This is a genomic window from Streptomyces sp. Rer75, from assembly GCF_013414305.1.
Taxonomy (GTDB): Bacteria; Actinomycetota; Actinomycetes; order Streptomycetales; family Streptomycetaceae; genus Streptomyces; species Streptomyces himastatinicus.
In genome coordinates this window covers 8,130,251-8,156,218 of the sequence record NZ_CP058693.1, presented here as the reverse complement: position 1 = coordinate 8,156,218, position 25,968 = coordinate 8,130,251, and the positions used below count along the sequence as shown (strand labels likewise).

22 protein-coding genes and 1 pseudogene are annotated in these 25,968 nt (G+C 71.3%); 3 read left to right on the top strand and 20 right to left on the bottom strand.

Annotated features, from left to right (window positions below; genetic code table 11):
- Position 1: 1 nt before the first annotated feature.
- The 13 genes from efp to rpsD all read right to left on the bottom strand — a co-directional run bounded on the left by efp (position 2) and on the right by rpsD (position 13,605).
- Entirely contained in the window at positions 2–568 is a 567-nt protein-coding gene (efp, locus tag HYQ63_RS35170; protein ID WP_179937780.1) for an elongation factor P, read from the bottom strand.
- 95 nt (positions 569–663) lie between these two features.
- Positions 664–1,770: an aminopeptidase P family protein gene (locus HYQ63_RS35165; RefSeq protein WP_179937779.1), complete on the bottom strand. Its 1,107-nt coding sequence runs from the start codon at positions 1,768–1,770 to the stop codon at positions 664–666.
- A gap of 112 nt (positions 1,771–1,882) precedes the next feature.
- On the bottom strand, positions 1,883–2,824 hold the full coding sequence (locus HYQ63_RS35160; protein WP_179937778.1) for an AAA family ATPase: 942 nt from the start codon (positions 2,822–2,824) through the stop codon (positions 1,883–1,885).
- A gap of 268 nt (positions 2,825–3,092) precedes the next feature.
- Positions 3,093–4,202 (bottom strand): 3-dehydroquinate synthase, encoded by a 1,110-nt coding sequence (gene aroB, locus HYQ63_RS35155; RefSeq protein ID WP_179937777.1) that lies wholly within the window; start codon positions 4,200–4,202, stop codon positions 3,093–3,095.
- The gene (locus HYQ63_RS35150) at positions 4,199–4,681 is read right to left on the bottom strand and encodes a shikimate kinase (RefSeq protein WP_257232689.1); all 483 of its coding nucleotides are present in this window, start codon (positions 4,679–4,681) and stop codon (positions 4,199–4,201) included. Before HYQ63_RS35150 ends, aroB begins: the two co-directional genes overlap by 4 nt.
- Before the next feature lie 47 nt (positions 4,682–4,728).
- Positions 4,729–5,913, bottom strand: a complete 1,185-nt coding sequence (gene aroC, locus HYQ63_RS35145; protein WP_179937775.1) for a chorismate synthase — start codon at positions 5,911–5,913, stop codon at positions 4,729–4,731.
- Positions 5,914–6,060: 147 nt separating this feature from the next.
- Entirely contained in the window at positions 6,061–6,903 is an 843-nt protein-coding gene (locus HYQ63_RS35140) for a shikimate dehydrogenase (protein ID WP_179937774.1), read from the bottom strand.
- 7 nt (positions 6,904–6,910) lie between these two features.
- Positions 6,911–8,668, bottom strand: coding sequence for an endolytic transglycosylase MltG (mltG, locus tag HYQ63_RS35135; protein WP_179937773.1), 1,758 nt, complete (start codon positions 8,666–8,668; stop codon positions 6,911–6,913).
- A gap of 91 nt (positions 8,669–8,759) precedes the next feature.
- Positions 8,760–9,224 carry a Holliday junction resolvase RuvX gene (gene ruvX, locus HYQ63_RS35130; RefSeq protein ID WP_179937772.1) on the bottom strand — a complete coding sequence of 155 codons (465 nt, stop codon included), beginning with the start codon at positions 9,222–9,224 and terminating at the stop codon, positions 8,760–8,762.
- Positions 9,225–9,226: 2 nt separating this feature from the next.
- Positions 9,227–11,914, bottom strand: a complete 2,688-nt coding sequence (gene alaS / locus HYQ63_RS35125; RefSeq protein ID WP_179937771.1) for an alanine--tRNA ligase — start codon at positions 11,912–11,914, stop codon at positions 9,227–9,229.
- The gene (locus HYQ63_RS35120) at positions 11,914–12,246 is read right to left on the bottom strand and encodes a DUF6167 family protein (RefSeq protein ID WP_179937770.1); all 333 of its coding nucleotides are present in this window, start codon (positions 12,244–12,246) and stop codon (positions 11,914–11,916) included. The genes alaS and HYQ63_RS35120 overlap by 1 nt, the downstream gene beginning before the upstream one ends.
- 8 nt (positions 12,247–12,254) lie before the next feature.
- On the bottom strand, positions 12,255–12,695 hold the full coding sequence (locus HYQ63_RS35115; protein WP_179937769.1) for a DUF948 domain-containing protein: 441 nt from the start codon (positions 12,693–12,695) through the stop codon (positions 12,255–12,257).
- Positions 12,696–12,993: 298 nt separating this feature from the next.
- Entirely contained in the window at positions 12,994–13,605 is a 612-nt protein-coding gene (gene rpsD, locus HYQ63_RS35110) for a 30S ribosomal protein S4 (protein ID WP_009713641.1), read from the bottom strand.
- A 193-nt stretch (positions 13,606–13,798) separates the two neighbouring features.
- Here rpsD and HYQ63_RS35105 point away from each other — a divergent pair.
- Positions 13,799–14,544 (top strand): annotated as a pseudogene (locus tag HYQ63_RS35105) (DUF2470 domain-containing protein).
- Between the two features lie 95 nt (positions 14,545–14,639).
- Here the strand turns inward: HYQ63_RS35105 and HYQ63_RS35100 are convergent.
- From HYQ63_RS35100 to HYQ63_RS35085, 4 genes are all read right to left on the bottom strand, one after another.
- Positions 14,640–16,007 (bottom strand): replication-associated recombination protein A, encoded by a 1,368-nt coding sequence (locus HYQ63_RS35100; protein ID WP_179937768.1) that lies wholly within the window; start codon positions 16,005–16,007, stop codon positions 14,640–14,642.
- Positions 16,008–16,091: 84 nt separating this feature from the next.
- Positions 16,092–16,748 (bottom strand): vitamin K epoxide reductase family protein, encoded by a 657-nt coding sequence (locus tag HYQ63_RS35095; RefSeq protein WP_179937767.1) that lies wholly within the window; start codon positions 16,746–16,748, stop codon positions 16,092–16,094.
- Between the two features lie 271 nt (positions 16,749–17,019).
- On the bottom strand, positions 17,020–18,282 hold the full coding sequence (gene hisS / locus HYQ63_RS35090; protein ID WP_179937766.1) for a histidine--tRNA ligase: 1,263 nt from the start codon (positions 18,280–18,282) through the stop codon (positions 17,020–17,022).
- A gap of 14 nt (positions 18,283–18,296) precedes the next feature.
- Positions 18,297–19,016, bottom strand: coding sequence for an MBL fold metallo-hydrolase (locus HYQ63_RS35085; protein WP_179937765.1), 720 nt, complete (start codon positions 19,014–19,016; stop codon positions 18,297–18,299).
- 157 nt (positions 19,017–19,173) lie between these two features.
- Between HYQ63_RS35085 and HYQ63_RS35080 the strand changes: the two genes are divergently transcribed.
- A complete protein-coding gene (locus HYQ63_RS35080; RefSeq protein WP_179937764.1) occupies positions 19,174–20,037 on the top strand; it encodes a peptidylprolyl isomerase in 864 nt (287 codons plus the stop codon).
- A 214-nt stretch (positions 20,038–20,251) separates the two neighbouring features.
- Entirely contained in the window at positions 20,252–21,481 is a 1,230-nt protein-coding gene (locus HYQ63_RS35075) for a DUF349 domain-containing protein (RefSeq protein ID WP_179937763.1), read from the top strand.
- 68 nt (positions 21,482–21,549) lie between these two features.
- On the opposite strand, the gene HYQ63_RS35070 is transcribed toward HYQ63_RS35075, so the two are convergent.
- The 3 genes from HYQ63_RS35070 to secF all read right to left on the bottom strand — a co-directional run bounded on the left by HYQ63_RS35070 (position 21,550) and on the right by secF (position 25,968).
- Positions 21,550–24,078 (bottom strand): bifunctional (p)ppGpp synthetase/guanosine-3',5'-bis(diphosphate) 3'-pyrophosphohydrolase, encoded by a 2,529-nt coding sequence (locus HYQ63_RS35070; protein WP_179937762.1) that lies wholly within the window; start codon positions 24,076–24,078, stop codon positions 21,550–21,552.
- 166 nt (positions 24,079–24,244) lie between these two features.
- Positions 24,245–24,838: an adenine phosphoribosyltransferase gene (locus HYQ63_RS35065; protein WP_234364972.1), complete on the bottom strand. Its 594-nt coding sequence runs from the start codon at positions 24,836–24,838 to the stop codon at positions 24,245–24,247.
- Positions 24,835–25,968 carry a protein translocase subunit SecF gene (gene secF / locus HYQ63_RS35060; RefSeq protein WP_179937761.1) on the bottom strand — a complete coding sequence of 378 codons (1,134 nt, stop codon included), beginning with the start codon at positions 25,966–25,968 and terminating at the stop codon, positions 24,835–24,837. The genes HYQ63_RS35065 and secF overlap by 4 nt, the downstream gene beginning before the upstream one ends.

The window sequence follows — 25,968 nt, the reverse complement described above, 5'->3', positions numbered from 1 at the left end:
GTTAGTTGTTCACCCGACCGAGGTACTCACCGGAACGGGTGTCGACCTTGATCTTTTCACCGGTGGTGATGAACAGCGGGACGCCGATCTCGTAGCCGGTCTCGAGCTTGGCGGGCTTGGAGCCACCGGTCGAGCGGTCGCCCTGGACGCCCGGCTCGGTGTACTCGATCACCAGCTCGACGGCGGCGGGCAGCTCGACATACAGAGGGTTGCCCTCGTACATCGCCACGACCGCCTCGAAACCCTCGAGCAGATACCGGGCGTTGTCGCCGACGACCTCGGGGGTGACGTAAATCTGGTCGAACGTGTCCATGTCCATGAACACGAAGCTCTCGCCGTCCTTGTACGAGAACTGCATGCCGCGCTTGTCGACATTGGCCGTCTCGACCTTCACGCCGGCGTTGAAGGTCTTGTCGACCACCTTGCCGGACAGCACGTTCTTGAGCTTGGTGCGCACGAAAGCAGGGCCCTTGCCGGGCTTGACGTGCTGGAACTCGACGACGGACCAGAGCTGGCCGCCTTCGAGCTTGAGCACCATGCCGTTCTTGAGGTCGTTCGTGGATGCCACGGTTGCGGGATCTCCTGGACTACAGCTGGTGGAGACCAGAAAGCCGCGGTGCGCCGTTATCAGCCAGGGCCGCCAGCGGAAACTGTCAGCCAGAACTACAGCGCGAGCAGCTCTTTGGTCGTGATGGTGAGTAGCTCGGGTCCGCCGTCCGCCTCGGGGCGAACGACGAGCGTGTCGTCGATCCGGACACCGCCCCGTCCCGGGAGGTGGACCCCCGGTTCGACGGTGACCGGCACACAAGCGTCCAGTTTACCCATGGCCGACGGCGACAGCCGAGGGTCCTCGTCGATTTCAAGGCCCACGCCGTGTCCGGTACGCGTCTCCAGCCCCTCCCCGTACCCCGCGGCGTCCAGCACCTGACGGGTCACCCGGTCCACGTCCCGGTACGCCATGCCCGGCAGCAGCGCCTCCCGCCCGGCCCGCTGAGCGGCGAAGACGACGTCGTACAACTCGACCTGCCAGTCCGCGGGCGAGGGGCCGATGACGAACGTACGGCCCACCTGGCAGCGGTACCCGCGGTAGTCGGCGCCCAGGCAGATGGTGAGGAAATCGCCCTCCTCCACCCGCCGGTCGGTGGGCAGATGCCCGGCGCGGCCCGCGTGCGGCCCCGCGGCGACCACGGTGGGGAACGCCGGTCCGTCCGCCCCGTGATCCACCAGCCGTCGCTCCAGCTCCAGCGCGAGATGACGCTCGGTGCGGCCCACCAGGATCGACTCCAGCAGCTCGCCGAGCGCCTGGTCGGCCAGCTCCCCGGCGATCCGCATGCAGGAGATCTCCTCGTCGTCCTTGACGATCCGCAGCTGCTCGACGGCCCGCCCCAGATCAGCGAGGTGCAGCCGCGGCACGGCGGAGCCGACCGCCCGGTGGCGGGCCACGGTCAGATGGTGCTCCTCGACGGCCAGCGACTCGGCGCCGTCGGCCGCCGCCAGGTCGGCGGCGGCCACGGCCGGGTCGCCGTCCGGCCCGGACAGCACCAGCAGCCGCAGATCCTCCGGATGCGGTCCCGGCACCGGCCCCCACGACGACGCCTCGGGCGCCACCAGGACGTCCTGGACGGGCCCGAGGAGCAGGGTGGCGCCCGGGGGCGCGTCGCCGCACAGATAGCGCACATTGGCGGGCCGGGAGACCAGGGCGGCCTCGCTCCCGGCCGCCGCGTACTGGTCGTGCAGGCGGGCACGTCGGGCCGCGTACACCTGGGACATGTCCCTGAGCGTACGCACTCCGGCTCGCCCCGGCCGTTCGGACGGGTCCGGATGGGGTCCGGCCTGGGTGCCTCCGGCGCTTGGGCCCCCCGTTCTTTAGGCGAACCGAGCCTCAAAAAGAGGGCGGGCTCGCGATGGAGCGGGCCACCACCTCGTCCAGCATGCGGGCGGTGGTCTCCACGTCGTACGTCGAGTTGTCGATGATCGGCAGCCCGGAGCCGTACCACCCGGCCATCCGGCCGTGGATGCGGGCGACCTCTTCGTCGCTGAGGCGGCGGTTGCCGCTGCGGGCCGCGTTCCGCTCCAGGACGATTTCGAGGCCCGGCAGCACCACGACGGGGAGGAGGCCGGGTCCGACGTGCCGCTTCCAGCCGCCGAGGCCGACGACGGGGCGGTCCGGGAAGACGGCGTCGTCCAGGATGCAGGAGATGCCGTTGGCGAGGAAGTTGCGGGCGGCGAAGCCGCAGGTGCGGCGGGCGAGACGATACTGCGCCTCGGAGTTCTCGTTCCAGCCCGACTGGGGGTTGGCGAAGCCCGACCTGACCCATTCGCGGACGTCGTCCAGGCTGATGTGGGCGGTCGGGACCCGGCGCCGGTCGGCCCAGTAGCGGGCGACGGTGGTCTTGCCCGCTCCGGCCGGTCCGATGAGCAGCACGGCGACGGCGGCCTGCGAGGCGTCGGCCATCGCCGGGTCGGCGGGCGGGTGCGGCAGCGGGACGGGCCCGCCGGGCGGGAGCGGGATGTGGCCGGTGGTGCCGGGGTGTTCGACGGGCGGCTGCGGGGTGGGGTGCCCGGTCTGCGGATGGCCCGCCACCGGAGGTGCGGGCGCGGGCGGTGCGGGCACCGGGGGCACGGGCACCGGCGGCATGGGCGCGGCGGGGTGCGCGGGCTGGGCCGGTGGGGTGGGCATCGGAGGTACGGGCGGGGCCGGGTGGTGCGGAGGGGGACCGGGGGGCTGACTCGCGCTCTGGGCCCAGCCTGCGTCCTGCGGCCCGGGCCCCTGCCCCGCCGGCCGGTGGGACGGTGGCAGCGGAGCTCCCACTGCGTGCTGCATCCGGTGGCACTCCGTCTCGTACAGGCGGCAGTCGTGACGGACAACTGTCGCGTGGTGACGCGGCGCTGAGGCCGCTCCTACCGAACGGTACCTGCCCAGGCCGCCGCTGTGTGAACGCCCCGGAAACCCGATGCGTGCCCGTCTCGGCGCGTCAGCCAGGCAATTCGTCCGCGGAGGCCCGCAACTGCGGGCGCGTACCGGGGTATTGGAAAGCCCGCGGCGGTGCCGCGGGCTTCCATGGCGATGACACAGTTGTGACGGAACGAGGTCAGCCCTGCGAGCTCTCCCGGGAGATCTCCCCGTACGCGGCGAGCAGCACCGCCGGGTCCGGCCCTTCCAGCACGGTCGGCTTGGCGATGCCGTCCAGCACGATGAAACGCAGCAGGTCACCGCGGGACTTCTTGTCGACCTTCATGGTCTCCAGCAGCTTGGGCCACTGGTCGCCGCGGTAGGTGAGCGGCAGGCCGACGGACTCCAGGACGGCGCGGTGCCGGTCGGCGGTGGCGTCGTCCAGGCGGCCCGCGAGACGGCCCAGTTCGGCGGCGAAGACCATGCCGACGGAGACGGCGGCGCCGTGCCGCCAGTTGTAGCGCTCGTTCTTCTCGATGGCGTGCGCGAGAGTGTGCCCATAGTTGAGGATCTCGCGCAGGCCGGATTCCTTGAGGTCGCTGGAGACGACCTCGGCCTTGACCCGGATGGAGCGCTCGATCAGCTCGGCGGTGTGCGCACCGCCGGGGACGCGGGCCGCGGCCGGGTCCTGCTCGATCAGCTCCAGGATGGCCGGGTCGGCGATGAAGCCGGCCTTGATGACCTCGGCGAGGCCGCTGATGTAGTCGTTGACCGGCAGCGAGTCCAGCGCGGCCAGGTCGCACAGCACCCCGGCCGGGGGGTGGAAGGCGCCGACGAGGTTCTTGCCCTCCGCGGTGTTGATGCCGGTCTTGCCGCCGACCGCCGCGTCGACCATGCCGAGCACGGTCGTCGGGACGGCGATCCAGCGCACCCCGCGCAGCCAGGTCGCGGCGACGAACCCGGCGAGGTCGGTGGTCGCGCCGCCGCCGACGCCGATGATGACGTCGCTGCGGGTGAAGCCGGTCTGGCCGAGCGCCTTCCAGCAGTACGCGGCGACCTCGGCGGTCTTGGCCTCCTCCGCGTTCGGCAGCTGGATCGCGATGGCCTCGTACCCCTGGTCGGCGAGGTCCTGGCGGATCGCCTCACCGGTCTCGGCGAGCGCCTCGGGGTGCAGGACGGCGACGCGCTTGACCGCTTCCCCGATCAGGCCGGGCAGTTCGCCGAGGAGCTGCCGGCCGACCAGGACCTCGTACGGCGCGGTGCCCGCGGTGCCGCCGACCTGGATGCGCGTGGGGGTTTCGGTGCTCATGCCTTCTTCAGCTCCAGTGCGTCCATGACGGCGTCGGCGACCTCGTCGGGGGTGCGGCCCTCGGTCGTCACGACGGCCCGGGCGACTTCGGTGTACAGCGGGCGGCGCTGCTCCATCAACTCGCGCCAGCGCTGGCGGGGGTTGACGGCGAGCAGCGGGCGGGGGGCGTCCAGGCCGGTGCGCTTGACGGCCTCGGCGACGCCCATCTCCAGGAAGACCACCGGGAGGCCGGTGAGCAGGGCGCGGGTGCTCGGGTCGAGGATCGCGCCGCCGCCGAGCGCCAGCACGCCCGGGTGCCCGGCGATGGCGGTCGCCACGGCCTGCCGCTCCAGCTCGCGGAAGTGGGGTTCGCCCTCGTCGATGAAGATCTCGGAGATTTCCTTGCCCGCGGTCTCCACGATGTCGGTGTCGGTGTCGCGGAACGTGGTGCCCAGCCGCTCCGCGAGCACCCGGCCGACGGTGCTCTTCCCGACGCCCATGGGCCCGACCAGGACGGCCGCGGGCCCCTCCGGCGCGCTGGGGCCGCTCACCGGATGGCCAGGCTGTCGAGGAAGCCCTGCACGTTGCGGCGGGTCTCGGCGACCGAGTCGCCGCCGAACTTCTCGGCGACCGCGTCCGCCAGCACCAGGGCGACCATGGCCTCGGCGACGATGCCCGCGGCGGGCACCGCGCACACGTCCGAGCGCTGGTGGTGGGCCTTGGTGGCCTCGCCGGTGGTGACGTCGACGGTGGCCAGCGCGCGGGGCACGGTCGCGATCGGCTTCATCGCGGCCCGCACCCGCAGCAGCTCACCCGTGGTCAGCCCGCCCTCGGTGCCGCCGGAGCGGCCGGAGGAGCGCTTGATGCCCTCGTCGGTCGACACGATCTCGTCGTGCGCCTGGGAGCCCGGCACCCGGGCGAGGTCGAAGCCGTCGCCGACCTCGACGCCCTTGATGGCCTGGATGCCCATCAGCGCGGCGGCCAGCCGCGCGTCCAGCCGGCGGTCCCAGTGCACATGCGAGCCGAGGCCCACCGGCACGCCGTACGCCAGCACCTCGACGACGCCGCCGAGGGTGTCGCCGTCCTTGTGGGCCTGGTCGATCTCGGCCACCATCGCCTTGCTCGCATCGGCGTCCAGGCAGCGCACCGGGTCGGCGTCGAGCCGCTCGACGTCGGACGGCTTGGGGTAGACCCCGTACGGGGCCTTGGCCGCGGCCAGCTCGGTCACATGGGAGACGATCTCGATCCCGGCCGTCTCCTTGAGGTAGGAGCGGGCGACGGTGCCGAGGGCGACGCGGGCGGCGGTCTCGCGGGCGCTGGCGCGCTCCAGGATGGGCCGGGCCTCGTCGAAACCGTACTTCTGCATTCCGGCCAGGTCGGCGTGGCCGGGGCGGGGGCGGGTCAGCGGCGCGTTACGGGCCAGCCCGTCCAGGATCTCGGGGTCGACCGGGTCGGCGGCCATGACCTGCTCCCACTTGGGCCACTCGGTGTTGCCGACCATGATCGCGACCGGGGAGCCGAGGGTGAGGCCGTGCCGGACGCCGCCGATAAAGGTGACCTCGTCGCGCTCGAACTTCATCCGCGCCCCGCGGCCGTAGCCGAGACGGCGCCGCGCGAGGGCGTCCGCCACCATGTCGGTGGTGATCGGCACCCCGGCGGGCAGCCCCTCCAGCGTCGCCACAAGCGCGGGGCCGTGCGACTCCCCCGCGGTCAGCCAGCGCAACCTGCTCAACGGTGCTCCCTCATGCTTGCCCCTCGACGTGTACCGGCGGGACCTGGTGCGGCCCTGGCCCGCCTCCTACCGATCCTCCCACGTCCGCCGAAGGGCCCGGGGCGGTGGTCCACCAGACGGACCTGGGCGTGAGACGCCGCGCGGGCGTCAGGAGCGGGCGGCGAGGGCCGCCTCGCCCGCCTCGCGCATCGCGGCGAGCGGCGCCGGGGCGCGCCCGGTGATCTGCTCGACCTGCGGCACGGCCTGGTGGACCAGCAGGTCGAGCCCGCCGACCACGGCGCCGCCGCGCGCCGACCAGGCGGCGGCCAGCGCGGTCGGCCAGGGGTCGTAGAGCACGTCGAAGAGCGTGCCGGGGCGCTCGGGGACGGACGCGGCGAGCGCGTCGGTCGTCCCGGCGGGAGTGGTGGCGATCACCAGCGGGGCGTCGAACGCCTCGGTCGCGGCGGCCCAGTCCGCCGTGCGCACCGGCACGCCCAGCCGCTCGCCCCACTGCCGCATCTCGGCCGCCCGGGCGTCGCTGCGGACGTACGCGGTGACCTCGCCGTCGCAGATGCGGGCGAGCGCGGCCAGGGCGGAGGAGGCGGTGGCTCCGGCGCCCAGGACGGCGGCCCGCTCCACGCGCTGGACGCCGCGCTCCCCGAGCGCCGCCACCATGCCCGGGATGTCGGTGTTGTCGCCGAGCCGTCGGCCGTCGTCGGTCAGGACGACCGTGTTGACCGCCTCCACCGAGGCAGCCGTGTCGCTGATGCGGTCCAGCAGCGGGATGACCGCGCGCTTGAGCGGCATGGTCACCGAGAACCCCGCCCAGCCCTGCTCCCCCGGCCCGCCGATCCGCTCGAAGAAGCCCGGCAGCGCGGCCTCGTCCAGTTCGACGGCGCCGTAAGTCCAGCCGTCGAGGCCCAGCTTCCGGTACGCGGCGTTGTGCAGCGCCGGGGACAGGGAGTGGGCGACCGGCGAGCCGAGCACGGCCGCGCGGCGGGTGTGGGACATGTGTTTCCTAGCCGTTCCTGCGCTGCTTGTTGAACTTGTCGACCAACTTCTGGTGCTCCGCGTAGGTCTTGGAGAACTCGCTCGTCTTGCCGTCGAGCGAGATGAAGTAGAACCACCCGTTGTCGGTCGGGTTCATGGACGCCTTCAGCGCGTCCGCACCCGGATTGCCGATGGGTCCGGGCGGCAGCCCCTTGTAGAAGTAGGTGTTGTACGGGTTGTCGTATCCCTTGATCTCGCTGATCGGGATATCGAGCTTGCTCTGGTTCTTGATGTAGTTGTACGTCGAGTCGAATTCCAGCTTGCCATTGGTCTGGGTGTTGCCGACCTCGAGCCGGTTGTAGACTACCTCGGCCATTTGCCGGAAGTCGCTGTGGGTGATGCCCTCCGCCTGGACCAGGCTCGCCACGGTGAGCAGCTGGAGCGGGGAGTCGAGGCCCTCTTCCTCGGCCTTGCCCTCCAGGTCGTACCGCGCGTAGTTCCGCTTGGCCTCGGCGACCATCTTGCGCAGCACGTCCGCGGGCTTGGCGTTCTTGCCCACGCTGTAGCGGGACGGGTAGAGGAATCCTTCCAGCGGATCCTTGATCTTCGCATTGTCGTTCGCCCAGGAAGGCAGCCCGAGGCTCTTGGCCTGCTTCTTGGCAACGCCCGCCGTGGTGCCCGCCTTGACGCCGGTCTTCTTGTCGATCGCCGCGTAGACCGCAACGTCGCGCATGCCCTCGGTGACGATCAGGGCATTGTTGCCCGCGGGGCTCAGCATCAGCTTCACCGCGGCCGCGCCGGACATTTCCTTGCGGAGGCTGTAGCTGCCGGGCTGGACGAACTTGCCGCTGTCCTCGACGGCTTCCACGAATGCGCCGCTGCTCTTCACCACGCCCTTTTCGGCGAGGATGCTGCCGATTTCGGCATTGCCCGAACCGTCGGGAACCTCCACCTCGACCTGACCGGTGCCCTGGCCCGCGTAGTCCGGCGCCGGGCCGAAGCGGGTCTGCCAGAAGTCATAGGCGAAGTAGCCGCCACCGCCGACGGCACCCACCAGGACGACGGTGACGAAGAGGCAGGCGACCCCGCTGCGGCGCTTGGTCCCGGACTTCGCCTCCGCCTTCTTGGACTTCTTGGACTTCTTCGAGCGGCCCTCGGAGGCAGCGTTCTCGTCGTCGTCTGCCGCGCTGTCGCCGCCGTCGGTGTCGTCCCGGAAGAACGGATGGTCGTCCGGGCGGCCCTGCGGGGCCTCCGGCGGCTCCTGCGCCGCCTCCTGCGGCACCTGGGGCATCTGCTGGGTCTCCCCCGGCATCTGCGCGTCCTGCGGCGGCTCGTGCGCCGCCTGCTGCGGGAAGCCCTCCTGGACACCGCCCTGGGCCGCGTAGCCGTACGGGTCGTTCGGGTCCATCCCGGCGCCGTACGAGCCGTCCCAGCCGCCGTTGTCGTATCCCTGCTGTGCCTGCTGTCCCTGCTGGACCTGCTGGTCCCACGAGGGCTGCTGTTGCTGCTGCGGGAACGGCTGCGCGTCCTGCGGGTATCCGTGCGGGTACTGCTGGTGCCCGTACGGGTCCTGCCCGTAGAGGTCCTGGCCGTGGACACCCGGGGCGTAGCCGTCCTGCGCGTATCCGTCCCGGGGGTAGGGGACCTGCCCGTACGGATCGTTCGGGTCCTGCGGGTACGGGTCCTGACCGGTCACGGCCTGCTGGCCGCCCCACCCCTGGTCCCCGTACAACGGGTCCTCGGGATGCCACGGTTGGGAGCCGGGTCCCCGGCCGTACTCAGTCATCGAACCCCTAGCGATGGCGGTGGCAGCCGCCCAGTGCGCTCGCGGCACAAGCGACGGCTGCCATGTCGCGCGGAACGTTACCGTATCGCGATCAGATGACCACTTCGACGGCCTCGCCCGGCGCCCGGCCGGAAACCCGCTCGGTCTCCAGCGCGCTTTGCAGAATGACCACCGCGGCTGCCTGGTCAACGACCGAACGGCCCTTCTTGGACGACACCCCGGACGCCCGGAGGCCATGCGCCGCTGTGACGGTCGTCATACGCTCGTCGACCAGCCGCACGGACACCGGCTGGACCCGCCGCGCCAACTCGCGGGCGAAGGTGCGCACTTTGGCCGCGGCCGGCCCCTCGCGCCCGTTGAGCGAGCGCGGGAGGCCGATCACCACCTCGATGGGCTCGTACTCCTCGACGATGGCCGCCAGCCGCTTGTGGGCGGCCGGGATGTCGCGTCCCGGCACGGTCTCCACGGGGGTGGCGAGGATCCCGTCGGGGTCGCACGAGGCGACCCCGATCCGGGCGTCCCCGACGTCGATGGCGATGCGCCGGCCGCGCCGCACGGCTACTGGCCCGATTCCGCGACGAGCCGCTCGACGGCCTCGATGGCGTCGCCGACGGCGTCCGGGTTCTGGCCGCCGCCCTGGGCGACGTCCGGCTTGCCGCCGCCTCCGCCGCCGAGCGTCTTGGCGGCCGTACGGACCAGATCACCGGCCTTGAGACCGCGCTCGCGGGCCGCCTCGTTGGTGGCGATGACGGTCAGCGGGCGGCCGTTCGCCACGGTGAACAGGGCGACGACGGCGGGCCGGTCGACGGCCCCCGACTTCTGGTCCAGCCGTCCGCGCACGTCCAGCACCAGCTTGCGCAGGTCGTCGGCGGTCGTGCTGTCCGGCACCCGTCCGGCGGCCAGGGCGACACCGCGGACGTCCTTGGCGCCCTCGGCGAGCCCGGCGGCGGCCTGGAGCACCTTCTCGGCGCGGAACCGCTCGATCTCCTTCTCGGCGTCCCTGAGCTTGGTGATCATGCCGGAGATCTTCTCCGGAAGCTCCTCCGGACGGCCCTTGACCAGGTCGGTGAGCTGGGAGACGACCGTGTGCTCACGGGCGAGGAAGTTGTACGCGTCCACGCCCACCAGGGCCTCCACGCGGCGCACACCGGAGCCGATGGAGGACTCGCCGAGCAGCTTCACCAGGCCCAGCTGGGCGGTGTTGTGGACGTGCGTACCGCCGCACAGCTCCTTGGAGAAGTCGCCGATGGTCACCACGCGCACCCGGTCGCCGTACTTCTCGCCGAACTCGGCGATGGCGCCCTGCTTCTTGGCGTCGTCCATGCTCATCACCTCGGCGGTGACGTCGAGTTCGCGGGCGAGCACCTCGTTGATCTTCTGCTCGACGTCGGTGAGCACCCCGCCCGGTACGGCGGACGGCGAGCCGAAGTCGAAGCGGAAGCGGCCGGGCGAGTTCTCCGAACCGGCCTGGGCGGCGGTCGGGCCCAGGGCGTCGCGCAGCGCCTGGTGGGTGAGGTGGGTGGCGCTGTGGGCACGGGCGATGGCCCGGCGGCGCCTGACGTCGATCTCGGCGTACGCGCCGGAGCCGACCGTCACCTCGCCGACCTGGACGACGCCCTTGTGCACGCTGACGCCGGGCACCGGCTGCTGGACGTCCCGCACCTCGACGACGGCGCCGGAGGCCAGCTTGATCTTGCCGGTGTCGGCGAGCTGGCCGCCGCCCTCGGCGTAGAACGGGGTGCGGTCCAGGACGACCTCGACCTCGTCGCCCTCGGAGGCGGCGGGCGAGGACACCCCGTCGACCAGCAGGCCGACGACGGTGGACTCACCGGAGGTGTCGGTGTATCCGGTGAACTCGGTCGAGCCGGAGGTGTCGGCGACCTCGCGGTACGCGGACAGGTCGGCGTGGCCGGTCTTCTTGGCCTTGGCGTCCGCCTTGGCGCGCTCCCGCTGCTCCCGCATCAGGCGGCGGAAGCCGTCCTCGTCCACCGAGAGGCCCTGTTCGGCGGCCATCTCCAGGGTGAGGTCGATCGGGAAGCCCCAGGTGTCATGGAGCAGGAACGCCTTGTCGCCGGGGAGCACCGAGCCGCCCGCGGCCTTGGTGTCGGTGACGGCGGTGTCGAGGATGTTGGTGCCGGCCTTGAGGGTCTTCAGGAAGGCCGACTCCTCGGCGAGCGCGACGGTCTCGATGCGCTTGCGGTCGGTCAGCAGCTCCGGGTACTGCTGGCCCATCGTCTTCAGGACGGTGTCCACCAGCTCGCCGACGACCGGCTCGGCGGCGCCGAGGATGCGCATGTTGCGGATGGCGCGGCGCATGATGCGGCGCAGCACATAGCCGCGGCCCTCGTTGCCGGGGGTGACGCCGTCGCCGATGAGCATGACGGAGGTGCGCATGTGGTCGGCGACCACGCGCAGCGACACGTCGGTGTCATGGGAGGAGCCGTAGGCGACGCCGGTCAGCTCGGTGGCCTTGTCCATCACGACGCGCAGGGTGTCGGTCTCGTACATGTTCTGCACGCCCTGGAGGATCATCGCGAGGCGCTCGAGACCGAGACCGGTGTCGATGTTCTTGCTGGGCAGCTCGCCGAGGATCGGGAAGTTCTCCTTGCCCTCGCCCGGACCGCGCTCGTACTGCATGAAGACCAGGTTCCAGATCTCCACGTAGCGCTCGTCGTTGACGGCCGGGCCGCCCTCCACGCCGAACTCCGGACCACGGTCGTAGTTGATCTCGGAGCAGGGGCCGCAGGGGCCGGGGACGCCCATGGACCAGTAGTTGGGGCCCATGCCCAGGCGCTGGATGCGTGTCGAGGGGACGCCGACGACGTCGCGCCAGATGCGCTCGGCCTCGTCGTCCTGCTCGTAGACGGTGATCCAGAGCCGCTCGGGGTCCAGGCCGTAGCCACCGTCCGCCACCGAGCCGGTGAGCAGCTCCCAGGCGTAGGTGATGGCGCCTTCCTTGAAGTAGTCGCCGAACGAGAAGTTGCCGCACATCTGGAAGAACGTGCCGTGCCGGGTGGTCTTGCCGACCTCTTCGATGTCCGGCGTACGCACGCACTTCTGCACGCTCACGGCGCGCTTGTAGGGCGGCTGGACCTCACCCAGGAAGAACGGCTTGAAGGGGACCATGCCCGCGTTGACGAGCAGCAGGGTCGGGTCGTCCGCGATGAGCGACGCCGACGGCACGACGGTGTGCCCGCGCTCCTCGAAGAAGCGCAGCCAGCGGCGGCGGATTTCAGCCGACTCCATCAGTGGTCCTCATTTCGGGCGTTCGGGTAGGGGTAGGGAGACGTGTGGGTGAGCTGGGCCCGGCCGCGCTGGGCGGGCAGCTGTGTGAGGTCGTTGGCGGGCGGCGCCGAGGTCAGACCCAGGGCGTCCTTGAGCGCCGCCTCGCGGTCGGCCATGCCGTCGCGCACGTCGAGCGCGAAGACCTTGATCCGCCGTCCGGCGAGCACCGCCCGGTCGGCGGCCTGCGCCGCCAGGCTCTCGGGGGTGAGCTGATTGAGCTTGCGCTGGACCTTGGTGGTGGCCCACACACCGGCTGCGACGCCGGTGGTGAACCAGAATGTGCGGCGGAACATCCGGTCTCTCAGCCCTTCGATCCACGGTTGCGGCGGCCGCCCCGGCGGGCGGACGGCAGGGTCTTGCCGATGACGACGGTGCGCGCGGGCGCGTCTTCGGGAGCTGCCTTTCGGCCGATCGCGCGCCGGACGCCGTAGCCGAACGCCGCCACCTTGACCAGCGGTCCGCCGAAGGCGGAGGAGACGGTCGAGGACAGCGCGGAGGCGTTCGAGGTGACCTCCTGGACGTCGGAGGCGATCGAGTCCACGCGGGCGAGCTGGGTGTTCGCCTCGCGCACGGTCGCGGACGCCTCGCTGAGCAGGGGCACCGCCTGCTCGGTCACCTCCGCCACCAGCCGGGTCGCCGCCTTGAGCGTCTGGGCGAGCCTCACCAGGGCGAGGGCGAGGAAGGACACCAGGATCGCCCAGAAGACGGCCACGAGGATCCCGGCCACCTCTCCACCGGACACGTTGCACCGCTCCCTGCTGCCGATCACGTCGGTCGTCGTTGTTCAGGTCGTCCGTCGTTCGAGTCGTCCGTCGCCCGGCGTTCTCGGGCGGTCATCCGGGCGCGGGCGGCAGGTATCGACCCTATCGCGCCGGGCAGGCCCGGCTGAAACGCATTCCGCTCGGCCAAACAGCCCGCGGGTTCCCCCCGACACACCGGTCGATGGGGAACCCGCGGGCTGGATGGCGAGTGAGCCGAAGGGGCTGAGGCGCCCCGGAGGCGAACCGAGCCTCGATGCAGAGTGCGTACGGTCCGCTGGGTCAGCGGGCGTAGTACTCGACGACGAGCTGCTCGTCGCAGATCACCGGGACCTCCTTGCGGTTCGGGTCCCGGTCGAGGCGGAAGGCGAGCGCCTTCAGGTTCACCTGGAGGTAGCGCGGGGTCTCGCCGTCGGGGGCGTACCCACCCTCACGGGCCACCTGGAAGGGGTGCTTCTCGCGGCTGCGCTCGCGGACCATCACCACGTCGTCCGGGCGGACCCGGAAGGAGGGCTTGTCGACCTTGCGGCCGTTCACCTCGATGTGACCGTGGACCACCATCTGGCGGGCCTGGTAAATCGTGCGGGCGATTCCCGACCGCAGGACGAGCGCGTCCAGACGGCGCTCAAGCTCGATGATCAGGGCCTCGCCTGTCTTGCCATCGACCTTCCGAGCGCGGTCGTAGGCACGGGCCATCTGGCGCTCGCTGATGTCGTACTGAGCGCGCAGGCGCTGCTTCTCCAGCAGCCGGACCTTGTAGTCACTGGTCTGCTTGCGGCCACGGCCGTGCTCGCCGGGCGGGTAGGGACGGGCCTCGAAGTACTTGACGGCCTTCGGCGTCAGCGCGATGCCGAGTGCGCGCGACTTCTTGACCTTGGGACGCGACTGGTTCACGTGGAACGAACCTCCATGTAAGTTAGGTGAGCCTTACCTTAGCCGAGGAGAACGCATGTTTCGACCTGGGATCCCCCTGCCCAGCACTGGTCAGAGCCTTCAGGAGGGTCAGCCGCGTCCCAAGGAAGACGCCCTGCGGCCGACGGCGGCAGAGCGTGTACGGACTCTCGTTGATGCCAAGGCTACGGCGTCGTTGACGATTCCCGGAATCGAGGTCCCCGACGATCTCGGCGCGGACGGACCGGCCGCTCGCACCGTCACCCCGGACGGCGATGTGCTATTGCTGGTGCCAGGCGGCTCACCCGCGGCCCGCGCCGCGGCCTACGCGCAGGACGACGACCTGACCTGCGTGATGGAGATCACGGATGTCGCCCCGGTCTCGGTACCCCAGCGCATCCGCGGCCGCGCCTGGGTGGCCGGCTGGCTCACCCCCGTACGCGGCGGCGACCGCGCCGCGAGCGCGGCCCTGCTCGCCCAGCACCATCCGGTCGGCGAGCTGCTGGGCCTCGGGAGGCCCTCCAGCCCGACTCCACCGGCGGTCCGCGCGCGCGGACCGCCGCCTGGATGCTGCTGCGGCTGGAGGTCGCCGAGGCCTGTGTGGACGATCTGTGGGGTGCGGACGGCGTCGAGCCGGACGACTTCGCGCAGGCCACCCCCGACCCGCTCGCCCCGCACGAGGCCGAGCTGCTCCAGCACCTGCACGCGGCCCACAGCGACCAGGTGCGCGGGCTGTGCGCCCTGCTGGGCGAGCGCTCGTCCATGGTGTGCACCCGCGGCCCCGCGACCCCCGTGGCCCTCGACCGGTTCGGCCTGCGGGTCCGCTTCACGGACGACGCCGACCGGCCGTTCGACGCGCGCTTCGACTTCCCGGAGCCGGTGCGGAGCGTCTCCGAACTGCGCCGCGCGATGCACGCCCTGTTCGAGGCTGCCGCCGACTAGGCCGGGGTCCGGCCCGGAGCGGACGAGCCCGTACGGCGCCCCCGGACCAGGGGTGCGGGGGCGGCGGGCAACCCCCGCTCCCTACGAGGGCTCCGCTACGAGGACTCCGGCGGCGGGTCACCGCGCAGCCGCGCCCGGACCCGCTCGACCACATCGGCGTAGCGGGCCTCCGCCCCGTACCGCGTCGGCTCGTAGTAGCGCTTTCCGTGGATCTTGTCCGGCGCGTACTGCTGTGCCGCGATGCCGCCCGGCAGATCGTGCGGATACAGATAGCCCTGGGCATGGCCGAGCTTTTCGGCGCCCTTGTAGTGCCCGTCCCGCAGATGCGGCGGCACCGGGCCCGCGAGCCCCGCCCGGACATCCGCCAGCGCCGCCCCTATCGCCGTCGTGGCCGCATTGGACTTGGGCGCGAGCGCCAGCGCGATCGTGGCGTGGCTCAGCGTCAGGGCGGCCTCGGGGAAACCGATCAGCGCGACCGCCTGCGCCGCCGCCACGGCGGTGGGCAGGGCGGTCGGATCGGCCAGCCCGATGTCCTCACTCGCCGAGATCATCAGCCGGCGCGCGATGAACCGCGGGTCCTCCCCCGCCTCGATCATCCGCGCCAGATAGTGCAGCGCGGCGTCCACGTCCGAGCCGCGGATCGACTTGATGAGCGCGCTCGCCACGTCATAGTGCTGATCACCGGCGCGGTCGTAGGTGACCGCGGCCCGGTCGACCGCCTCCTCCAGCGTGGTCAGCGTGATCTCCGCCTCGCCCTTGGCGATCGCCGACCCGGCACCCGCCTCCAGGGCGGTGAGCGCCCGCCGGGCGTCGCCGCCCGCGATCCGCAGCAGATGCGCCTCGGCCTCGTCGGGGAGGGTGACCGCGCCGCCGAGCCCCCGCTCGTCGGCCAGCGCTCGGCGCAGCAGCCCGCGCAGATCGTCGTCGGTGAGCGACTCCAGGGTGAGCAGCAGCGAGCGGGACAGCAGCGGGGAGATCACCGAGAAGTACGGGTTCTCGGTGGTGGCCGCGATCAGGGTGACCCAGCGGTTCTCCACGGCGGGCAGCAGCAAATCCTGCTGCGCCTTGCTGAAGCGGTGGATCTCGTCCAGGAAGAGCACGGTCTCCCGGCCGTACGCCCCCGAGGAGCGGCGCGCCCCGTCGATGACGGCCCGCACCTCCTTCACCCCCGCGGTGATCGCCGACAGCTCCACGAACCGCTTCTGGGTGGCCTGGCTGACCACGTACGCGAGCGTGGTCTTCCCGATGCCGGGCGGGCCCCACAGCAGCACCGAGGACGGCCCTGCCGGTCCTCCGCTGCCCTCGCCGACCAGTCTCCGCAACGGCGATCCGGGGCGCAGCAGATGCTGCTGGCCCACGACCTCGTCCAGCGTGCGCGGGCGCATGCGCACGGCCAGCGGACTGCTGGACGGGTCCTTCTCCTGGCGGTCCTCGGCGGCGGCGGTGAACAGATCTGGCTCCACCCCGGCAGCGTATGACACCGCACTGACAACGCCGCCGGGGCGGCGGCGTCGTCAGTGCTCATCGATGGTGTAGCGGAAGCGTCTTCAGCCCTGGGCTCCGGTCCAGAAGTCCCACCAGCGGGTCAGGATGAGCATCCCGATCACGCCGAGCCACATCACCGGCACCACCCAGTGGAACTCCAGCAGCCCGCGCCGCAGCCCGTCCGGTGCCGGGAGGTATCCGTGCTTGAGGTTGTGGCCGGTGACGTAGCAGAACATCACGATGGTGGCGACCCAGGCGAGGCAGCACCACAGGCACAGCGAGCCGATGACGTACAGCGACTCGTACTGGAGCCAGGTCACGAATCCGGCGCCGAAGAGGGTGCCCGCGTTGAACGTCAGCCAGTACCAGCGCGGGAAGCGCGCCCCGGCCAGCAGGGACACGCCCACGCAGATCACGATGCCGTAGGCGACCAGGCCGAGCATCGGGTTCGGGAAGCCGAACGCCTCGGCCTGCTTGCTCTCCATGATGTTGCCGCAGGAGACCACGGGGTTGAGGCTGCAACCGGGGGTGAAGACCTTGCCGTCGGCCTTGTACTCGAGGATCTTGTTCTTGTCGAGCGTGATGACCCAGGCCGCCAGCAGCCCCATCGCGCCGGTGATCACGAGCAGGAGCGCGAAGGCGCGGCCGCCTCCCGTTCCGGCCCGCGAGCCGTCCCGCGCCTCGTCGGACTCCACGTCGTCCATCAGTGTCGTCGCCATATCGCCGTCCGTCGCTCTCCACACTGTCCGGCCCCGTCGGGCACGGCCATTGTGCCCCAACCCACGGCGCCGCAACGTCCCGTTGTCAGGGCCCGACCATCTTCCCGGGTCCCCCGTTCAGCGGGGATAAGGACTGGCGGAGGGGGCTGAGAACCCGCCCCGAGGGGCCGATATCCCGCCCCGGGAGGGGCGGGACCGGCAGGCGCGGGACGGCCTCGATTGGCAGGATGAATCGGGCCCGCCGCGTTGACGACGACCCCGCCCCCGGCGGTCAGCCCAGTTTCGACTGGACCGTGGTCACGATCTTGGTCAGCGGAACGGCCTCCTGCTCGCCCGATTCCATGTCCTTCAGCTGGACCACGCCCTCCGTGAGGTCCCGCTCGCCCGCCACGATCGCGTACCGCGCGCCGCTGCGGTTCGCGGCCTTCATCGCGGCCTTGAGCCCCTTGCCGCCATACGCGAAGTCCGTCGCCACGCCTTCCTTGCGCAGCTCGCCGACCAGGCCGAAGAGGACCTTCCGGGCCTCCTCCCCCAGCGGCACGGCGAAGACGCTGGTCGCGTCGGGCAGGTCCAGCCGGACGCCCTCGGCCTCCAGCGCCAGCACCGTACGGTCGACGCCGAGCGCCCAGCCCACCGACGGCAGGGCCGGGCCGCCGATCATCTCGGACAGGCCGTCGTACCGGCCGCCGCCGCCGACCGCGGACTGGGAGCCGAGCCCGTCGTGGACGAACTCGAACGTGGTCCGGGTGTAGTAGTCGAGGCCGCGGACCAGCTTCACGTCGTCCTCGAAGACCACGCCCTGCGCGGTGATCAGCTCGCGCACCCGCGCGTGGTACTCCCGGCAGCCGTCGCACAGGTAGTCGCGCAGCAGCGGCGCCCCGGCCAGCTGCTTCTGGACGGCGTCGCGCTTGTCGTCGAGCACCCGCAGCGGGTTGATGTCGATGCGCCGCCGGGTGTCCTCGTCCAGGTCGAGCCCGCGCAGGAAGTCCTGGAGGGCGGCCCGGTAGACGGGGCGGCACTCGGCGTCGCCCAGCGAGTTCAGCAGGATCCGGAAGTTGCGCAGCCCCAGCGACCGGTAGGCGTCGTGCGCGAGGATGATCAGCTCGGCGTCCAGGGCCGGGTCCTCGGCGCCGATCGCCTCGGCACCGACCTGCGAGAAGTGGCGGTAGCGGCCCTTCTGGGGGCGCTCGTAGCGGTAGTACGAGCCGGAGTACCAGAGCTTGACGGGCAGGCTGCCGGCCTTGTGCAGGTTGGCCTCCAGCGCGGCGCGCAGCACCGACGCGGTTCCCTCGGGGCGCAGCGCCAGCTCGTCGCCGCCCTTGGTGGTGAGGGTGTACATCTCCTTGGTGACGATGTCGGTGGATTCGCCGACGCCGCGCGCGAAGAGTTCGACGTTCTCGAAGCCTGGTGTCTCGATGTAGCCGTAGCCGGACCGCCGGAGCGGGGTGGCGATGGCGTCCCGCACCGCGAGGTAGGTCGCGGAGACCGGCGGGATCAGGTCGTAGGTGCCCTTGGGGGCCTTGAAGGTGCTCAACGTGGGTTCTCTCGTCACATTCCTCGTCGCGGAGGCGCGGCCGCGTCGGCGGCGTCTCCGGGGCCGGCGGCCACCTGCCGCAGGAAGGGGTTGGTGGCGCGCTCGCGGCCGATGCTGGTCTGGGGGCCGTGGCCGGACAGCACCACGGTCGAGTCGTCGAGCGGCAGGCACACACGGGCCAGGGACTCGAGGATCTCGGCGTGGTCGCCGCCGGGCAGATCGGTGCGTCCGATGGAGCCGGCGAAGAGCAGGTCGCCCGAGAAGAACACGGACGGGATGTCCGCCTGTTCGGGCAGCCTGAAGGTCACCGACCCCTTGGTATGGCCCGGCGCGTGCGCGACGGTGAACTCCAGCCCGGCCAGCTTCAGTCCGGAGCCGTCGGCCAGCTCCTTGACGTCGTCCGGTTCGCCGACGGTCAGCTCGCCCATCAGCTGCGTACCGATGGACCGCCCGAGCGCCTTGGCCGGGTCGCTCATCATGTAGCGGTCGGCGGGGTGGATCCACGCCGGTACGTCATGGGCGCCGCAGACCGGGACCACCGAGGCGACGTGGTCGATGTGGCCGTGGGTGAGGATGACGGCGACGGGCTTGAGCCGGTGTTTGGCGACGGCCTCCTCGACGCCTTCGGCCGCCTGGTGGCCCGGGTCGATGATCACGCACTCCTCGCCTGCGGCGGGGGCGACCAGGTAGCAGTTGGTCCCCCAGGCCCCGGCGGGGAACCCGGCAATGAGCACGATCGTCCTTAAATGTCGTCCGGAAGAGTCGGCCGGCGGAAGAATGTCGGCAGCTCCAGAGCCTACCGGCGGCGGGCCCGGCACAGCGAACCCGTATACGGTACGGCCGAGCCCTCCGGCAGGACACCGATGACATACGGCGTGAGGAGACGACCCGGTGGTCAGTAGCGAGCAGCGGCGGCGGCAACTTGCCCGGGAGAAGTACCTGAGGCAGCAGCAGCGGCGCGAGACGGCACGGCGCAAGTCCCGGCAGCGCAATGTGGTGATCGCCTCCGTGCTGGCCGTGGTGCTGGCCGGCGGCGGTGCCGTGGCGGCCGCGGGCACGTTCTCCGGGGACGACAAGGACAAGAAGAAGGACGACGCCGCCGCGTCCACTCCTTCGGCCCCCGCCAACAGCAAGGCGCCGGACCCGTGCGCCAAGGAGGCGAAGGCGGTCGCGGGCGAGAAGCCGAAGAAGATGTCGTTCAAGAAGGAGCCGGCGGTCTCCATCGACAAGTCGGCCTCGTACTCCATGAAGCTGGAGACCACCTGCGGGGACATCTCCATCGACTTGGACGCGGCCAAGGCGCCGCACACGGTCAACTCGTTCGACTTCCTGGCCGGGAAGGGGTACTTCGACCACACCAAGTGCCACCGGCTGGTGAACCAGGGGATCTACGTGCTCCAGTGCGGTGACCCGCAGGGCACCGGCGCGGGCGGCCCCGGCTACAAACTGCCGGACGAGAACCTGAAGGACCCCTCGCTCAAGGGCGGCAAGTACCCGGCGGGCACGGTCGCGATGGCGAACCAGTACAACGCGCAGACCAAGCAGGGCCGCAACAGCGGCGGCAGCCAGTTCTTCCTGGTCTACCAGGACAGTCAGCTGCCGCCGGACTACACGCCCTTCGGGAAGGTCTCCGAGGACGGCATGAAGGTCCTGAAGAAGATCGCCTCCGCCGGAGCGGCGGCCCCGGATCAGATGGGGAACACCGCTCCGAACGCCAGCGTGGTGATCAACAAGGCGACGGTCGGCAAGTCCTGAGGTCGCCGGGCGTGCGTACTGCGAAATTTCGGTCGCGCAGGATACGGACAGCCGGGGCACCGGTCGCCTATGTTGGCGTTGTGCAGGGTGTCTGCCGCGATGGCCGCACCACCCTGCTGGGAGACCGGCCCGGGCGTCGCTGCCCGGCCGTTGGAAACTGTGGACGATGCCCGCGGGCCGCACGCCCGCCCCGGCATCATGTGGAGGAGGCGCTGTGAGCAGCGAGCCTTGGGGCCGCGTCGACGAGGCGGGGACCGTGTACGTGCGTACGGCCGACGGTGAGCAGGTCGTCGGGTCGTGGCAGGCGGGATCGCCGGACGAGGCCCTCGCCTACTTCGAGCGCAAGTACGACGGTCTGGTCGTCGAGATCGACCTTCTCGAGCGCCGGGTCAAGACCACCGACCTGTCGGCCAAGGACGCGACGGCGGCCATCGAGCACATCCGGCAGCAGGTCGACGAGCACCATGCGGTCGGCGATCTGGACGCGCTGCGCAAGCGGCTCGACCAGCTGGCCAAGGTCGTCGAGGCGCGCCGCGAGGAGCGCCGGGCGGCCAAGGCGGTCCAGGCCGACGAGGCGCGCCACGCCAAGGAGGCGCTGGTCGCCGAGGCCGAGGAGCTGGCGGCCAGCGAGCAGTGGCGGGCGGCCGGGGAGCGGCTGCGCGCCCTGGTCGACACCTGGAAGGGCCTGCCGCGGCTGGACCGCAAGACGGACGACCAGCTGTGGCACCGCTTCTCGCACGCCCGCTCGGCGTTCTCCAAGCGGCGCAAGGCGCACTTCGCGGCGCTGGACGCGCAGCGCGAGGAGGCCCGGCAGACCAAGGAGAAGCTGGTCGCCGAGGCGGAGGCACTGTCCGGTTCCACCGAGTGGGGGCCGACCGCGGCCCGCTACCGGGAGCTGATGGCCGACTGGAAGGCCGCGGGCCGCGCGCAGCGCGAGCACGAGGACGACCTGTGGAACCGCTTCCGGGGCGCCCAGGACGTCTTCTTCCAGGCCCGGGGCGCGGTCTTCGCGGAGCGGGACGCCGAGCAGCGGGAGAACCTGACCCGCAAGGAGGAGCTGGTCGTCGAGGCCGAGAAGCTGCTGCCGATCTCGGACCTGAAGGCGTCCCGCGCGGCGTTCCGGTCGATCAACGAGCGGTGGGAGGCCATCGGCCATGTGCCGCGGGACGCCCGCTCCCGCATCGAGGGCCGGCTGCACGCGGTCGAGCGCGCCTTCCAGGAGGCCGAGGAGGCCGAGTGGCGGCGTACGAACCCCGAGGCGCGGGCGCGCGCCCAGGGGCTCACCGGCCAGCTCCAGGACGCGGTCGACAAGCTCCGTTCCCAGATCGACGCGGCCCGCGCGGCGGGGAACAACGCGAAGGCCGACAAGCTCTCCAAGGAGCTGGAGGGCCGGCAGGCGCTGCTGGACCAGGCGCTGAAGGGCCTGGAGGAGTTCGGCGGCTGACGCCCGACACCTGACGCGAACGGCGGCCCCGGAGACCGGGGCCGCCGTTCGCGTTCTGCGGCGCTTTCTCAGCGTGCGCGGGCCGAAGTGACCCGGTACACGTCGTAGACGCCCTCGACGCCGCGTACGGCCTTCAGAACGTGCCCCAGATGCTTGGGGTCGCCCATCTCGAAGGTGAAGCGCGAGGTGGCCACCCGGTCGCGGGAGGTCTGGACGGCCGCGGAGAGGATGTTGACGTGCTGGTCGGACAGGACGCGGGTGACGTCCGACAGCAGCCGGGACCGGTCCAGCGCCTCGACCTGGATGGCGACCAGGAAGACCGACGACTGGGTGGGCGCCCATTCGACGTCGAGGATGCGCTCGGGCTGCTGGGACAGCGAGTCCACGTTGACGCAGTCGGCGCGGTGCACCGAGACGCCGCTGCCGCGGGTGACGAAGCCGATGATCGGGTCGCCCGGCACCGGCGTACAGCAGCGGGCCAGCTTGACCCACACGTCCTCGACGCCCTTGACCACGACGCCCGGGTCGGCACTGGAACGGCGCTTGGAGCGCCGGATGGGCGGGGCGGTCTCGGCGATGTCCTCGTTGGCGGCCTCCTCGCCGCCGAGGGCCGAGACCAGCTTGCCGACCACGTTCTGCGCGGAGACATGGCCCTCGCCGATGGCCGCGTAGAGCGAGGAGATGTCCGGGTAGCGCATCTCGTGGGCGAGGGTGACCAGCGAGTCGCCGGTCAGGATCCGCTGGATCGGCAGGTTCTGCTTGCGCATCGCCCGGACGATCGCGTCCTTGCCCTGCTCGATGGCCTCGTCGCGGCGCTCCTTGGAGAACCAGCCGCGGATCTTGTTACGGGCCCGCGGTGACTTGACGAAGCCCAGCCAGTCGCGGGACGGCCCGGCACCGGCCGCCTTGGAGGTGAAGACCTCCACCAGGTCGCCGTTGTCGAGGGTCGACTCCAGCGGCACCAGCCGCCCGTTGACCCGGGCCCCGATGGTGCGGTGGCCGACCTCGGTGTGGACGGCGTACGCGAAGTCCACCGGGGTGGCCCCGGCCGGCAGCGCTATGACGTCGCCCTTGGGCGTGAAGACGAAGACCTCGTTGCGGGACAGGTCGAAGCGCAGCGACTCCAGGAACTCGCCCGGGTCCTCGGTCTCCTTCTGCCAGTCCAGGAGCTGCCGCAGCCACGCCATGTCGTTGACGGCGTCGTCCTTGCCCGCCTTGCCCCGGGGCACGTCGGTGCGCACCTTGGAGGTCCCGGCGACCGCCTCCTGCTTGTACTTCCAGTGCGCGGCGATGCCGTACTCGGCGCGGCGGTGCATGTCGAAGGTGCGGATCTGTAGCTCGACCGGCTTGCCGCTGGGCCCGATGACCGTCGTGTGCAGCGACTGGTACATGTTGAACTTGGGCATCGCGATGTAGTCCTTGAACCGCCCGGGCACCGGGTTCCACCGCGCGTGGATGGTCCCCAGCGCCGCGTAGCAGTCGCGGACGGTGTCGACGAGCACCCTGATGCCCACCAGGTCGTAGATCTCGGCGAAGTCCCGGCCCCGCACGATCATCTTCTGGTAGACGGAGTAGTAGTGCTTGGGGCGCCCGGTGACGGTCGCCTTGATCCGGGCCGCCCGCAGATCGCCCTGGACCTGGTCGGTGACGACGGCAAGGTACTCGTCGCGCTTGGGGGCGCGCTCGGCCACCAGCCGGACGATCTCGTCGTACATCTTGGGGTAGAGGATCGCGAAGGCGAGGTCCTCCAGCTCCCACTTGATGGTGTTCATGCCCAGCCGATGGGCGAGCGGGGCGTAGATCTCCAGCGTCTCGCGGGCCTTCTTCTCCTGCTTCTCCCGCTTCAGGTAGCGCATGGTGCGCATGTTGTGCAGCCGGTCGGCGAGCTTGATCACCAGGACCCGGGGGTCCTTGGCCATCGCGACGACCATCTTGCGCACGGTCTCGGCCTGGGCCGCCTCGCCGAACTTGACCTTGTCCAGCTTGGTGACGCCGTCGACGAGCAGGGCGACCTGATCGCCGAAGTCGCGGCGCAGGGTGTCGAGGCCGTATTCGGTGTCCTCGACGGTGTCGTGCAGCAGCCCGGCCATCAGCGTGGCCGGATCCATACCCAGCTCGGCGAGGATCGTGGTCACCGCGAGCGGGTGGGTGATGTACGGATCGCCGCTCTTGCGCTTCTGGCCGCGGTGCCAGCGCTCGGCCACCTGGTACGCGCGCTCGATCTGGCGCAGGGTCGCGCCATCCGCCTTGGGGTCGTTCCCGCGCACGATGCGCAGCAGGGGCTCCAGGACCGGGTTGTACGGGCTGGAGCGCTGCACGCCGAGGCGGGCCAGGCGGGCCCGCACACGGTTCGACGAGCCGGAACGCGGGGCCGGGCTCTGCGTGGTGCGCGGCGCGGCCGGGGCGGGCCGCAGCTCGCCGCCGCGCTCCACCGCGGGGGGCTTGGGCCGCGTCTGCTCGGGGGCGCCGGACGCCGGTGCCGGACGGTCCGCGCCGTTTCCGGGCGTGGCGGAGCCCGCCGTCGTCTGCTCGGCGGCGGTGGTCGCGTCCGGAGCGGGACGGACTCCGGGGGAGAGCGGCTGGGCCTCGTCTGGCAAGAGAGCACTCCTCAAGCGGTCCGGACCCCGGGGGTCGGGGTGCCAATGGTATCGATCCCGCCACTCCGCTTGCCTCTCGGCCGGGGGGACCGGGGAACGACGGAGGGCGGGGACCTGTTTCTCGCGCAGGTCCCCGCCCTCCGGCGGCGGTGTCGGCGGATTCCGGTCAGACCGTGATCAGGGCCTCCAGCGGGGCGCTGTCCAGCGCGCTCAGCAGGCGTCTGCGGCCCTCCAGGAAGCCCAGCTCCATGAGCACGGCGACACCGGCGACCTGGGCGCCGGCCCGCCGGATGAGCTGGAGGGAGGCCTCGGCGGTGCCGCCGGTGGCGAGCACGTCGTCGATGACCAGGACCCGGTCGCCGGGCTCCAGCGCGTCGGCGTGTATCTCGATCTCCGCGGTGCCGTACTCCAGCTCGTACGCCTGCCCCAGGGTCGCCCCGGGGAGCTTCCCGGCCTTGCGGACCGGTACGAAGCCGATCCCGGCGCGCACGGCGGCCGGGGCGGCGAGGATGAAGCCGCGCGCCTCCAGGCCCACGACCTTGTCCGCCCGGTGCCGCACGCACAGCTCGGCGAGCGCCTCGGTCAGCGCGGAGAAGGCCGCGGCGTCGGCGAGCAGCGGCGTGATGTCCTTGAACATCACGCCCGGCTGCGGGTAGTCCGGCACGTCCTGGATCCGGCTGAGCAGCAGCCCGCGCAGCTCCTCGGTGCCGAGTGGTCCGGCGGCCGCCGTCAGGGCCGTCTCCGCTGCCTGCTCGCTCATCGGCGCTTCCCCGACGGTCGGCCGCGGCCCCGGTTGCGGGAGGCGGGCTGGCGGCGCTGGCCGACGACTCCGGCCGGGGCGGCGTCCTCCAGGTCCGGGTCGTCGCCCTCGGCGGCCGGGTGGTCCTCGTCCTTCGCCTCGCGCTCGGCCTCGGCCTTGGCGGCCGCGGCGCGCTTGGCGCGCACCCGCTTGGCCAGCGCCTTCATCTGCGGGTCACGGCTCTTGAAGTCGGAGACCAGCGGGGTGGCGATGAAGATCGAGGAGTACGCACCGGCGGCGAGGCCGACGAACAGGGCGAGCGAGATGTCGTTGAGCATGCCCGCGCCGAGCAGACCGCCGCCGATGAAGAGCATCGCGCCGACCGGCAGCAGGGCCACGACCGTGGTGTTGATGGACCGCACCAGGGTCGAGTTGAGGCTGCGGTTGGCCACTTCGGCGTAGGTGAAGCGGGTCTGCTTGGTGATGTCCCTGGAGCCCTCCTTGAGACCGTCGAAGACCACGACGGTGTCGTAGAGGGAGTAACCGAGGATCGTCAGCAGACCGATCACGGTGCCCGGGGTGACCTCGAAGCCGACCAATGCGTAGACACCGACGGTGATGGTGAGGTCGTGGATCAGGGCGATCAGGGCGGCCAGCGCCATGCGCCATTCGAAGGCGATGGCGAGATAGATCACCACCAGGACCATGAAGATCGCGAGGCCCTGCCAGGCCTTTCCGGCGATCTCCTCCCCCCAGCTCGGGCCGACCAGCTGGGTGTCGATCTTGTCGGTCTTGACGCCCAGCTCCTTGGCCAGGTTCTCCTGGACCGGCACGGCCTCCTTGGTGCCCAGCTCGCTGATCTGGATCCGCAGGCCGCCGCGGCCCAGCTCCTGGACGACGGCGGTGTGGCCGCCGGACGCCTTCTCCGCCACCTCCTGGGCCTGGGAGACCGAGACCTTGCTGCTCGGGGTGTTGAAGACCGCGCCGCCGGAGAACTCGATGCCCATGTTGAGGCCGCGCACCGCCAGGCCCGCGATGGCCGTGATGGTGATCAGTATCGAGATGGCGTACCAGATCTTCCGCTTGCCGACGAAGTCGTAGCCGACCTCGCCTCGGTAGAGCCTGGCGCCGAGATTGCCGAGTCGCGACAT